The following is an 11747-nucleotide window of genomic DNA, read 5'->3' as shown; positions in this document are numbered from 1 at the left end:
CCCAGATCATATGCTGCTTTGGAATAAATGAATGAACCCAGATCACTATCTGACGCTTCAAAAACCACAGCTTTTGCATTCTGTGATCTCATTCACGTTTGTTAACTCTAGCAATAAAAAATGCCGTCTGGTTGAAATGTCTGCAGGCCGCCCCCATTGTTATCAAATCGGCCTGAATCTGGCCCTCTTTTTCACGTATGCGCCACCGCGCGGGTACGCGAAGCCATCTGATAGGAGAACGCGGTGCGCTGGTTACCGTTTTTGCTGATATTTTTGCTGGTTTACATCGAAATATCGCTGTTTATTAAAGTCGCCGCCGTGCTGGGCGTCGCAGTCACCCTGCTGCTGGTGATCTTTACCTCGTGCGTTGGCGTTTCGCTGGTGCGTAACCAGGGCATGAAAACCTTCGTACAGATGCAGCAGAAGCTGGCGGCTGGCGAAAGTCCGGCGGCGGAAATGGTGAAGAGCGTTTCGCTGGTGCTGGCGGGCTTTTTGCTGCTGGTGCCGGGCTTCTTTACCGATTTTCTCGGCCTGCTGCTGTTGCTGCCGCCGGTGCAGAAATCCCTGACGCTGAAGCTGATGCCGCATCTGTCGGTGTATCGTCCCGGCGGTTGGGGGCAGGGCGGCGGCGCTGCCGACGGCAACACGTTTGACGGCGAGTTCCAGCGTAAGGACGACGATCGCAATGTGATCGAGCACCGCCCGGACGACAGCCACAAACGCGACGATCGCTAAAACCGTTTTCGCGCCGTGTCGGCCGACAAACCGGCAGACATGGCGCGTCAATGCGGCCTGCGGGCCGTGCGTGGCTGGCGGCAGGGTGCCGTCAGACATAAAAGCAAAAAATTTTTACTCGGCCCCCTTGAAGGGGGATGGAATGCCCCCATTTCAAACCCACGAGGCCGGTAAATATGATAATCCGGTGAATAACCCTAAATCTGATACAGACCTTCTTACAGGAGAGCGTTCAATGAGTATTCGTCCATTGCATGACCGCGTTATCGTCAAGCGTAAAGAAGTTGAATCAAAATCTGCTGGCGGCATCGTACTGACTGGCTCTGCGGCGGGTAAATCCACCCGTGGTGAAGTAGTAGCCGTCGGCAAAGGGCGCGTTCTGGAAAGCGGTAATGTTCAACCGCTGGATGTGAAAGTAGGCGACATCGTGATTTTCAACGACGGTTACGGCGTGAAAGCAGAGAAGATCGACAATGAAGAAGTGTTGATCATGTCCGAAAGCGACATTCTGGCAATTGTTGAAGCGTAATTACGCTTTATCTTCTGAACTGAAAAGAGTTGAAGGGAAATACCAATGGCAGCTAAAGACGTAAAATTCGGCAATGACGCTCGCGTAAAAATGCAACGCGGCGTGAATGTTCTCGCTGATGCAGTGAAAGTGACCCTGGGCCCGAAAGGCCGTAACGTAGTGCTGGATAAATCCTTCGGCGCTCCTACCATCACCAAAGACGGCGTTTCCGTAGCACGTGAAATCGAACTGGAAGACAAGTTCGAAAACATGGGCGCGCAGATGGTGAAAGAAGTCGCCTCTAAAGCGAACGACGCTGCGGGCGACGGTACCACCACCGCCACCGTATTGGCGCAGGCGATCATCAACGAAGGTCTGAAAGCCGTGGCCGCGGGCATGAACCCGATGGATCTGAAGCGCGGTATCGACAAAGCCGTTATTGCTGCAGTTGAAGAGCTGAAGAATCTGTCCGTACCTTGCTCTGACTCCAAGGCAATTGCCCAGGTAGGCACCATCTCTGCAAACTCCGACGAAACCGTGGGTAAACTGATTGCAGAAGCGATGGAAAAAGTCGGCAAAGAAGGCGTTATCACCGTTGAAGAAGGTACCGGCCTGCAAGACGAGCTGGACGTGGTTGAAGGTATGCAGTTCGACCGTGGTTACCTGTCTCCTTACTTCATCAACAAGCCGGAAACCGGTTCTGTTGAGCTGGAAAGCCCGTTCATCCTGCTGGCTGACAAGAAAATCTCCAACATCCGCGAAATGCTGCCAGTACTGGAAGCCGTGGCGAAAGCCGGCAAGCCATTGCTGATCGTTGCTGAAGACGTGGAAGGCGAAGCGCTGGCGACCCTGGTGGTCAACACCATGCGTGGCATCGTTAAAGTTGCAGCGGTTAAAGCACCAGGCTTCGGCGACCGTCGTAAGGCCATGCTGCAAGACATCGCCACCCTGACTGCCGGTACCGTTATCTCTGAAGAGATCGGTATGGAGCTGGAAAAAGCCACCCTGGAAGACCTGGGTCAGGCAAAACGCGTTGTCATCAGCAAAGACACCACCATCATCATTGATGGCGTGGGCGACGAAGCGACTATTCAGGGCCGTGTTAGCCAGATCCGTCAGCAGATTGAAGAAGCGACCTCTGACTACGATCGTGAAAAACTGCAAGAGCGCGTGGCCAAACTGGCTGGTGGCGTTGCCGTTATCAAGGTTGGCGCTGCAACTGAAGTTGAAATGAAAGAGAAGAAAGCCCGCGTTGAAGATGCCCTGCACGCAACCCGTGCTGCGGTTGAAGAAGGCGTGGTTGCCGGCGGTGGCGTAGCATTGGTACGCGTAGCCAGCAAAATTGCCGAACTGAAAGGTGCCAACGAAGATCAGAACGTGGGCATCAAGGTTGCACTGCGTGCGATGGAAGCGCCTCTGCGCCAGATCGTGATCAACGCCGGTGAAGAAGCCTCTGTCATCGCCAACAACGTGAAGGCAGGCGAAGGCAGCTACGGCTACAACGCTTACTCTGAAGAGTACGGCGACATGATCGCCATGGGTATCCTGGACCCAACCAAAGTAACGCGTTCTGCTCTGCAGTACGCAGCATCCGTGGCTGGTCTGATGATCACCACCGAGTGCATGGTTACCGATCTGCCTAAAGCTGACGCACCTGACATGGGTGGCGCTGGCGGTATGGGCGGCATGGGTGGCATGGGCGGCATGATGTAATCATCCCCCACACCGTAGTGTGATAAACCCCGGCGATAGCCGGGGTTTTTTTATGCGCGGGATCCGGCAACGACCTGGTGCCATAACGATTTCATTGGGGATCTTGGGCGCAGTTGGCGTATGCCGCCGCGTCTGCCATTGGTTATGCAAGCACGGTCGGCGAATAATGCGCGCGTTCGCGCACGGTATTTGATGATATTTTTGCAGACCGGGCTGATTTAGCGTGTAAACTGGTACATCATCAGCTGTCGCTCAAGGCGTTGACCAGGCACATGTGGCAACGGAAGCTTAAGAGATAGCATCGCTTTCTGATAAGCTTTTGCGTAATTCTCAACATCATATGGGGAACAAGATGCGGATTAAAGCCTTACTGGGACTTTCAGCAGCGTTGCTGCTGGCAGGATGCAGCACGACCAATGAACTGACCAGCGCAGGTCAGCAAGTTAAATTCACCGACACCAAACCGGCGGCAGAATGCCAACTGGTGGGTGAAGTGACCGGCACCCAGAGCAATTGGCTGTCTGGCAGCAATGCTGAAAGCGGCGGCCTGCGCGGCGCGGCCAACGATCTGCGCAATAAGGCGGCGGCAATGGGCGGCAACGTGATTTACGGCGCAACCAGCCCAAGCCAGAATCTGCTTTCCAGCTTCGCGCCACTGGACAGCAAAATGATCGGCCAGGTGTATAAGTGCCCTTGATACGGTCTACGGTTTAAAACAAAAGAGGAATGCTCAGGCATTCCTCTTTTTGCATCTGACGGTGCGATCTATTGCTGAGTGAGGCGCAGATCCAGCGGCGTTTTACTTGGCTCGCCGCCAATTTCACGCGTCAGGCGCGGTACCAGATAGCCGGAAACCTTGCTCAGCAGCGCTTTCATGATCTCGCGAGCCTGGTCGTCGCTGACCATAAAGTGCGCCGCTCCCTGTACCTTATCCAGCACATGAATGTAATACGGCAGGATCCCGGCATCGAACAGCGCATTGCTCAGCGCCGCCAGCGTGTCGGCATCATCATTGATGTGACGCAACAGCACGCTCTGGTTGAGTAGCGTAACCCCGGCTCGGCGCAGTTGCGCCATACTGGTGCTTAGTGCGGCATCGATTTCATTGGCGTGGTTGATATGCGTAACCATCAGCACCTGCAGACGTGACGCAGCCAGCCGTTGGCACAAGGCCTCGGTGACGCGTGCAGGGATCACCACCGGCAAACGGCTGTGAATGCGCAGTCGTTTCAGGTGTGGAATAGCCTCCAGTTCGCCGATCAGCCAATCAAGTTCGTGATCTTTCGCCATCAGCGGATCGCCGCCGGAGAAAATTATTTCATCCAGTTCCGGGTGATGGCGGATATACTCCAGCGCAAGACGCCAGTTGGCCTTGTTGCCCTGGTTATCCTGATAAGGGAAGTGGCGGCGGAAACAGTAGCGGCAGTTGACCGCACAGCCGCCTTTCACCAGCAGCAGCGCGCGGTTGCGGTATTTATGCAACAGTCCTGGCACTACGCTGCGCTGTTCGTCAAGCGGGTCGGTGGTAAAGCCGGGGGCGATAACGAACTCTTCGCTGGCGGTCAGTACCTGTCGCAGCAAAGGGTCATTGGCATCGCCAGGACGCATGCGAGCAGCAAAGGCGCGTGGTACGCGCAGCGGGAACAGCCGACGCGCTTCACGCCCCTGCGGCAACAGCGGATGCGCGTTCAGTGACAGCAGCTGCAGTAATTCATCGGGGTCGGTAATAACATCGGCGAGTTGATGCAACCATTCTTCTCTATCCGCGATGTTTTGGGTTATAATGTGTGCCATTTTTTTGGCTAAGCTACCAGTTTAAATATTCAGAGGGCCATCATGGCGACTTATTCTAGCAACGATTTCCGTCCGGGTCTTAAAATCATGTTCGAGGGCGAGCCTTACGCCGTTGAATCCAGCGAGTTCGTCAAGCCAGGTAAAGGCCAGGCTTTTGCTCGTGTTAAAATGCGTCGTCTGCTGACCGGCAGCCGCGTTGAGAAAACCTTCAAATCTACCGACTCCTGCGAAGGCGCTGACGTGGTTGATACCAACATGAACTACCTGTACAACGACGGTGAGTTCTACCACTTCATGCACCCAGAGACCTTTGAGCAGCACCAGGTTGAAGAAAAAACCGTTTCCGACGTGGCCAAATGGCTGCAGGATAATGCGGAGTGTATCGTTACGCTGTGGGACGGTCGTCCTATCGCCGTGCAGCCGCCGAACTTTATCGAAGCGGAAATCACCGATACCGATCCAGGCCTGAAAGGCGATACTGCCGGTACCGGCGGCAAGCCAGCGACACTGTCCACTGGCGCAGTGGTTAAGGTGCCATTGTTCGTGCAGATCGGCGAAGTGATCAAAGTTGACACCCGCTCTGGCGAATACGTATCACGCGTTAAATAAGTATTTATGCGGGGGAGCCAGCGCGGCTCCCGCGTTTTAGCGTCCTTTTTAGAACCTTGGCAGAATTGGCATGATGAAAAAAACGCTGTTAGCCATTATTTCTCTCGCATTATTGCTGTCCCTTAGCGGCTGTAATACCTTCCGTGGTTTTGGCGAAGACGTGCAGCATCTTGGCGGCGCTATTTCTCGCGGTGCAGACTAAAACGTTAAGCGTTATTAATGGATGGAGAGAGAAAAGTCTGTTTATAACGGCAACGCCTACCAATTTTGACTACGCTTAGAGAGCTGTATCTTTTCGTCACTTACAAATAAGGATTTTCTTATGTTGAAGAAAAGTATTATTGCGATTTTCTCTGTGCTGGTTCTGTCTTCACTGACTGCGTGCAATACCACCGAAGGCGTCGGCAAGGACGTTCAAGCCGGTGGCGAGGCGATCCAACGCAGCGCACAATAACGCTCACTGATGTTGTTTGTGGTATTCCACGTGCGATAATCGGTGTTAATCAGTTTTGCCGTCGTGGAATACCCTGCTTGACCGTGTCTGGCGTGATTCTTTGGCGCGACTTTGTCGCCGACTGTGCGTTATAATTTTACCGTTCATTAAGCCAGGTTGGACGACCTTCCTGCGCGTCGTTGATCAGGGGACGACCCCATATATCCTGGAGCCTGTTCCATGGCGTGGATCATTCTTGTTATTGCCGGTTTACTGGAAGTTGTCTGGGCCATCGGCCTGAAATATACCCACGGATTTACCCGTTTAACGCCCAGCATCATTACCATTGTGGCAATGGTCGTCAGTATGGTGCTATTGGCAAATGCAATGAAAACGCTGCCCGCTGGCACCGCCTATGCGGTGTGGACCGGCATTGGCGCCGTCGGGGCGGCGATTATGGGCATGGTGCTGCTCGGCGAGTCGACCAATATCATGCGCGTTTTAAGCCTGTGCCTGATTATTGTCGGTATTCTCGGGTTGAAATTCAGCAGCCATTAATTGTCTTGCTGTTTCACCCAGATCAGTTTGTCGACCTCGAAACCGTAGCCTCGTGCGGTTTGCAGCAGTTTGTCGCGTACGTTGGCATCCAGCGTCGGCGTGCGTGACAGGATCCACAGATAGTCGCGGTTTGGCCCGCAGACCAGCGCATAGCGATAGTCAGCATCCAGTTCAATGACGTTATAACCGCCGTAAAACGGCCCGAAGAACGACACTTTTAGCGACGCCTGCTGTGGCGATCCGATAAAGTAGGCTTTACCTTCGCTTTGCTGCCACTGCAGTTTTTGTCGATTAAACCCTTTATTGATCACCTTCAGGCCGCCGTCTTCACGCGGGCTGTATTGCGCGGTAACCTGTTCCAGGCCGCGTTCGAAGCGGTGATCGAGCCGGGCGATTTCGTACCAGGTGCCGAGATAGCGTTTAGCGTCGAAGTTATCCACTACCTTGACGTCCTTTGGCGGGGACACGCTGCAGGCGACAGAAAGCAGCGCGGGAAGCATCATGCACAGTTTTGACCATAAACGCATAGGTAACTCCTGTTTACCGGTGAGATAAACAGTGTAGCGGAAATGTGGGGTTGGCGGCCAACCAGTGCTGGCCGCCGAGGGGATTACAGCGTGACGACGCCAATCAGCGTGACCACGCTCAGGATCGCCGCCAGGCCGTAAAACACCCATTTTCCGGCCGGCACGTGGATTTTCAGATCGTGCATGGCGTGGTGAATACGGTGCAGGCCACACCACAGCGGCAGGATGATCATCAGCAGCAGGAACAACCGGCCGATCAGGCTTTGGCTGAAGGCCAGTACGCGCTCATAGCTCAGCGCATCCCCAGGGTACAGGCCGAGTGGCAGCAAAATACCCATCAATAATACTATCGCCGGTGCAACGATGGCTCCCCACATGCCGCCGGCGCCGAACAATCCCCAGAATACCGGCTCGTCGGAACGTTTAGGTGCAAGATTTATCATGTTTCCTCCGGATTACAGTAGCGCGACGGCGAGTATGATCACGCTCACCACGATAGTCACTGCCCACAGGGCCTTGACTATCGGGCCAGGGCCCATTTTTTCACCGCTGACCACGATATTGGCGGCTTTCGGCGCCAGATCGAACCAGGTTTTGGTGTGCAGCAGCGCCGCCAGCAGCGCGACGATGTTAATCAGCAGCACCAGCGGGTTTTGCAGAAAGCCGATAAATCCAACCCAGCTATCCGGACCGCCTTTTAGCGCAAATACGCCGTAGATCAGCACGATGCTGAACCATACCGCCGGTACCGAGGTGCCTTCTCGCAGCATATAGAAGCGATAGAATCCCAGTTTTTGCCACCAGGTTGGCGTCATGGTACGCACATACGGCTTACGTTGTGTTGTCATTGCCGTCTCCTCTCCCTTATTGCGGTTTCAGCATTGCGATCATGAAGTCTTTGGCACTCTCTACCTTGCCCTGCTGGATGGCAGCGGCCGGATCGACGTGTTTTGGACAGACTTCAGAACAATAGCCAACAAACGTACAGCTCCAGACGCCGTTCTGGCCGTTAAGCTGCGGCATGCGCTGTTTCTTGCCATGGTCGCGGTTATCCAGATTGTAGCGATGCGCCAGAGTGATCGCCGCCGGACCGATAAACTCCGGATTCAGGCCGAACTGCGGGCAGGCGGCATAGCACAACCCACAGTTGATACAGCCGGAGAACTGGTGATATTTGGCCATTTGCGCCGGCGTTTGCAGGTTCGGGCCGTCTTCCGGTTTGCGATCGTTGCCGATGATGTACGGTTTGATCGCTTCCAGACTTTCGATAAAGTGGGTCATGTCGACCACTAAATCGCGCTCGATCGGGAAGTTGCCCAACGCCTCGACCTTCATGCCGCCGGTGTATTCGCGCAGGAAAGTCTTGCATGCCAGCTTCGGCACACGGTTGACCATCATGCCGCAGGAACCGCAAATCGCCATACGGCATGACCAGCGGTAGGATAGATCCGGCGCCAGGTTGTCCTTGATATAACCCAATGCATCAAGCAGCGAGGTTTGCTCATCGTAAGGTACGTTATAGGTTTCGAAATGCGGTTGCGCATCGCTTTCCGGGTTATAACGCATGACCTCGATTTTCAGGGTTTTCATCTCAGCCATTCGCCTGCTCCTTATCCTTTTTCTCCTGTGCATCGGCTTCAGCGCCGTAGACACGTTTGGCCGGTGGCAGTTTGGTGATTTTCACGTCGCTGTACTCCAGGCGCGGTACGCCATGCGGGTTATGGAACGCCAGCGTATGCTTCAGGAAGTTGACGTCGTCACGCTCGGTACAGCCTGGATCCAGACGCTGGTGCGCGCCGCGTGATTCTTTGCGGTTGAAGGCGGAATGCGCCATGCATTCGGCGACGTCCAGACCATGGCCGAGTTCAATGGTGTAAAGCAAATCGGTATTGAACACGCTGGAGGTGTCGGTGATCTTGACGCGTTTGAAACGCTCCTTGAGCTCAGCCAGCTTGTCGATGGTTTTCTGCATCAGCTCCGGCGTGCGGTAGATGCCACAGCCTTCTTCCATTGACAGCCCCATTTCATCGCGGATCTTCGACCAGTTTTCGCTGCCTTCCTGTTTCATCAGGTTGCTCAGTGCGGTTTCCACATCGCGACCCTGTGCGTCCAGCGCGCTGCCGTTAGCCGGGCCGCTTTCCAGCGCGCGGCGCGCGGCATGCTCACCGGCGACGCGGCCAAAGACCACCAGCTCTGCCAGCGAGTTGGAACCGAGGCGGTTGGCACCGTGCAGGCCGACCGAAGAACATTCGCCGACGGCAAACAGCCCCTTGATGCGGGTTTCACAGTGTTGATCGGTTTCAATACCGCCCATGGTGTAATGCGCAGTAGGGCGCACCGGGATCGGCTCCTTGACCGGATCGACGCCCACGTAGGCTTTGGCCAGTTCACAAATGAACGGCAGGCGTTCCAGCAGTTTCTTTTCGCCCAGATGACGCAGATCCAGGTATACCACGTCGCCGCGAGGCGTCGCCACGGTGCGGCCGGCACGCCATTCGTGCCAGAACGCCTGTGACACCTTGTCACGCGGACCGAGTTCCATGTATTTGTTCTTCGGCTCGCCGAGCGGCGTTTCCGGGCCCATGCCGTAATCTTGTAAATAGCGGTAGCCGTCCTTGTTGACCAGAATGCCGCCTTCGCCGCGGCAGCCTTCGGTCATCAGGATACCGGAACCCGGCAGGCCGGTAGGGTGATACTGGACAAATTCCATATCGCGCAGCGGCACGCCATGACGGAACGCCATGCCCATGCCGTCACCGGTGACGATGCCGCCGTTGGTGTTATAGCGGTAAACGCGCCCGGCGCCGCCGGTGGCCATCACCACCGCATTGGCACGGATCTGCACTCGGGTGCCTTCCATCATGTTGATGGCGATCAGGCCGCGTGCCTGACCGTCGTCCACCATGATATCGAGCACGAAGTGTTCGTCAAAACGCTGGATTTGCGGGTATTTCAGCGAGGTCTGGAACAGGGTATGCAGCATGTGGAAGCCGGTTTTGTCAGCGGCAAACCAGGTGCGTTCGATCTTCATGCCGCCGAAACGACGCACGTTAACCGAGCCGTCCGGCTTGCGGCTCCACGGGCAGCCCCATTGCTCCAATTGAGCCATTTCACGCGGGCAGCTGTGAACGAAGTGATCGACCACGTCCTGCTCGCACAGCCAGTCGCCGCCGGCGACGGTGTCATTGAAATGGTAATCAAAGGCATCATGATCCTGTGTGACGGCGGCAGATCCGCCTTCTGCGGCAACCGTGTGGCTGCGCATCGGATAGACCTTCGAGATCAGCGCGATTTTTAATTGAGGGTTGGCCTCCGCGGCGGCGATTGCTGCGCGTAGACCGGCTCCTCCAGCGCCAATGATGGCGAGATCGGCATTAAAGGTTTGCACTGCATTCCTCCAGTAAACTTGTCAAAAATAGCTGATTGATTATCTATACTTAAAATTCAGGTAAATAATTCGGGTGCTAACTAAAATCTGCCGTTGGCAATAAATACTAAGGATAAATAACGCTTACCAACTATAGGGTTTTCACTATACCTAAAGTTAAGTAGTAGAAATTTGATATGATCGATTGTTTTGTCTTTTATTCATTTGGCGAGAGGCTGTCCTGTAAAAGAAGCGGTTGTCTTCCATTTCGCGCTTTTTAACCGTCTTAATCATGGTGGTATCGGTGTTTGCCACTTGCGTTGCCGCAAGCATCGACGGCGCGATGAGCGCGGCGCGGCAAGTCAATGGTCAAGCGTAGGACAGAAGAGAGATTTGGCCACAGGAAACCAAGGGATTTGTCCGCAGGCGGTGCGGTTTTCAGCCGAGAATTTGTTTGCCGGGCAGGATACGAGTAGACTGCATCCCCTGTTTGATTTCGGAGTAATTACCATGAGCGAAACGGCAAGCTGGCAGCCTAGTGCACCCATCGCCAATTTGTTGAAGCGCGCAGCGATCCTGGCTGAGATCCGGCGTTTTTTTGCCGATCGCGGCGTATTGGAGGTTGAAACGCCGGCGATGAGCCAGGCGACGGTGACCGACGTTCACCTGTTCCCGTTCGAAACGCGCTTTGTTGGCCCGGGAGCGGCTGAAGGGATGACGCTGTACATGATGACCAGCCCGGAATATCACATGAAGCGCCTGCTGGCGGCCGGCAGTGGCCCGATCTATCAGATGGGACGTGCGTTCCGCAATGAAGAGGCGGGGCGCCACCACAACCCTGAATTCACCATGTTGGAATGGTATCGCCCGCATTACGACATGTACCGGCTGATGAATGAAGTGGACGATCTGCTGCAACAGGTGCTGGATTGCGACAGCGCGGAAACCCTGTCGTACCAACAGGCGTTTTTGCGCCATCTGGATATCGATCCACTGTCGGCGGAAAAAGCCCAACTGCGTGAAGCGGCGACCAAGTTGGATCTCGGCAATATTGCCGACACGGAAGAAGACCGTGACACGCTGTTGCAATTGCTGTTCACCGTCGGCGTCGAGCCGCATATTGGCCGCGAAAAGCCGGCGTTTGTCTATCATTTCCCGGCCTCGCAAGCGGCATTGGCGGAAATCAGTACCGAAGATCATCGGGTAGCGGAGCGCTTCGAGGTGTACTTCAAGGGGTTGGAGCTGGCGAACGGGTTCCGTGAGCTAACCGACGGTAACGAACAACGCCAGCGTTTTGAGCAGGATAATCGGAAACGTGCCGCTCGCGGTTTGCCAGAGCAGCCGATTGACCACAACTTGCTGGATGCACTGCGCCATGGCATGCCGGACTGCGCCGGGGTGGCGCTGGGCGTGGATCGCCTGGTGATGCTGGCGCTGGGGGCCGAAAGCCTGAGTGAGGTTATTGCCTTCCCGGTGACTCGGGCATAACCCGCTATCGGTTGG

General features: G+C 55.2%; 15 protein-coding genes. 9 read left to right on the top strand and 6 right to left on the bottom strand.

Going from position 1 to position 11747, the window contains the following annotated elements; translation table 11 throughout:
• Positions 1–243: 243 nt before the first annotated feature.
• The 4 genes from AC2AXP_RS19975 (at position 244) to AC2AXP_RS19960 (ending at position 3653) form a co-directional block, all read left to right on the top strand.
• On the top strand, positions 244–735 hold the full coding sequence (locus AC2AXP_RS19975; protein WP_039991300.1) for an FxsA family protein: 492 nt from the start codon (positions 244–246) through the stop codon (positions 733–735).
• A gap of 235 nt (positions 736–970) precedes the next feature.
• A complete protein-coding gene (locus AC2AXP_RS19970) occupies positions 971–1264 on the top strand; it encodes a co-chaperone GroES (protein WP_025123790.1) in 294 nt (97 codons plus the stop codon).
• Positions 1265–1309: 45 nt separating this feature from the next.
• Positions 1310–2956, top strand: a complete 1647-nt coding sequence (gene groL / locus AC2AXP_RS19965; protein ID WP_004956042.1) for a chaperonin GroEL — start codon at positions 1310–1312, stop codon at positions 2954–2956.
• Positions 2957–3308: 352 nt separating this feature from the next.
• A complete protein-coding gene (locus tag AC2AXP_RS19960; RefSeq protein WP_039991297.1) occupies positions 3309–3653 on the top strand; it encodes a DUF4156 domain-containing protein in 345 nt (114 codons plus the stop codon).
• A 68-nt stretch (positions 3654–3721) separates the two neighbouring features.
• Here the strand turns inward: AC2AXP_RS19960 and epmB are convergent, their stop codons facing one another.
• Entirely contained in the window at positions 3722–4750 is a 1029-nt protein-coding gene (epmB, locus tag AC2AXP_RS19955; protein ID WP_039991296.1) for an EF-P beta-lysylation protein EpmB, read from the bottom strand.
• 42 nt (positions 4751–4792) lie between these two features.
• Here epmB and efp point away from each other — a divergent pair, with 42 nt between their 5' ends.
• From efp to sugE, 4 genes are all read left to right on the top strand, one after another.
• Positions 4793–5359, top strand: coding sequence for an elongation factor P (gene efp, locus AC2AXP_RS19950; RefSeq protein ID WP_004956037.1), 567 nt, complete (start codon positions 4793–4795; stop codon positions 5357–5359).
• A gap of 70 nt (positions 5360–5429) precedes the next feature.
• Positions 5430–5561, top strand: a complete 132-nt coding sequence (locus tag AC2AXP_RS19945) for an entericidin A/B family lipoprotein (RefSeq protein ID WP_004956035.1) — start codon at positions 5430–5432, stop codon at positions 5559–5561.
• A gap of 120 nt (positions 5562–5681) precedes the next feature.
• Positions 5682–5813 carry an entericidin A/B family lipoprotein gene (locus tag AC2AXP_RS19940; protein ID WP_004956032.1) on the top strand — a complete coding sequence of 44 codons (132 nt, stop codon included), beginning with the start codon at positions 5682–5684 and terminating at the stop codon, positions 5811–5813.
• Positions 5814–6032: 219 nt separating this feature from the next.
• Entirely contained in the window at positions 6033–6350 is a 318-nt protein-coding gene (sugE, locus tag AC2AXP_RS19935; protein WP_198773936.1) for a quaternary ammonium compound efflux SMR transporter SugE, read from the top strand.
• Here sugE and blc read toward each other — a convergent pair.
• From blc to frdA, 5 genes are all read right to left on the bottom strand, one after another.
• Positions 6347–6877 (bottom strand): outer membrane lipoprotein Blc, encoded by a 531-nt coding sequence (blc, locus tag AC2AXP_RS19930; protein WP_039991294.1) that lies wholly within the window; start codon positions 6875–6877, stop codon positions 6347–6349. The two genes, sugE and blc, sit on opposite strands and share 4 nt — an antisense overlap.
• Positions 6878–6960: 83 nt before the next feature.
• A complete protein-coding gene (gene frdD / locus AC2AXP_RS19925) occupies positions 6961–7320 on the bottom strand; it encodes a fumarate reductase subunit FrdD (RefSeq protein ID WP_004956026.1) in 360 nt (119 codons plus the stop codon).
• A 12-nt stretch (positions 7321–7332) separates the two neighbouring features.
• The gene (frdC, locus tag AC2AXP_RS19920) at positions 7333–7725 is read right to left on the bottom strand and encodes a fumarate reductase subunit FrdC (protein WP_039991293.1); all 393 of its coding nucleotides are present in this window, start codon (positions 7723–7725) and stop codon (positions 7333–7335) included.
• 16 nt (positions 7726–7741) lie between these two features.
• Positions 7742–8476, bottom strand: coding sequence for a succinate dehydrogenase/fumarate reductase iron-sulfur subunit (locus tag AC2AXP_RS19915; protein ID WP_004956020.1), 735 nt, complete (start codon positions 8474–8476; stop codon positions 7742–7744).
• Positions 8469–10265 carry a fumarate reductase (quinol) flavoprotein subunit gene (frdA, locus tag AC2AXP_RS19910; RefSeq protein WP_004956017.1) on the bottom strand — a complete coding sequence of 599 codons (1797 nt, stop codon included), beginning with the start codon at positions 10263–10265 and terminating at the stop codon, positions 8469–8471. The genes AC2AXP_RS19915 and frdA overlap by 8 nt, the downstream gene beginning before the upstream one ends.
• Positions 10266–10754: 489 nt before the next feature.
• On the opposite strand from frdA, the gene epmA reads away from it, so the two are divergent.
• Positions 10755–11732, top strand: a complete 978-nt coding sequence (gene epmA / locus AC2AXP_RS19905) for an elongation factor P--(R)-beta-lysine ligase (protein ID WP_039991292.1) — start codon at positions 10755–10757, stop codon at positions 11730–11732.
• Positions 11733–11747 lie beyond the last annotated feature (15 nt).

The sequence above is a fragment of the Serratia sp. Sp408 genome (assembly GCF_057180665.1).
The sequence above is the reverse complement of the archived record's forward strand: the minus strand, read 5'-3'. Positions and strand labels throughout refer to the sequence as shown.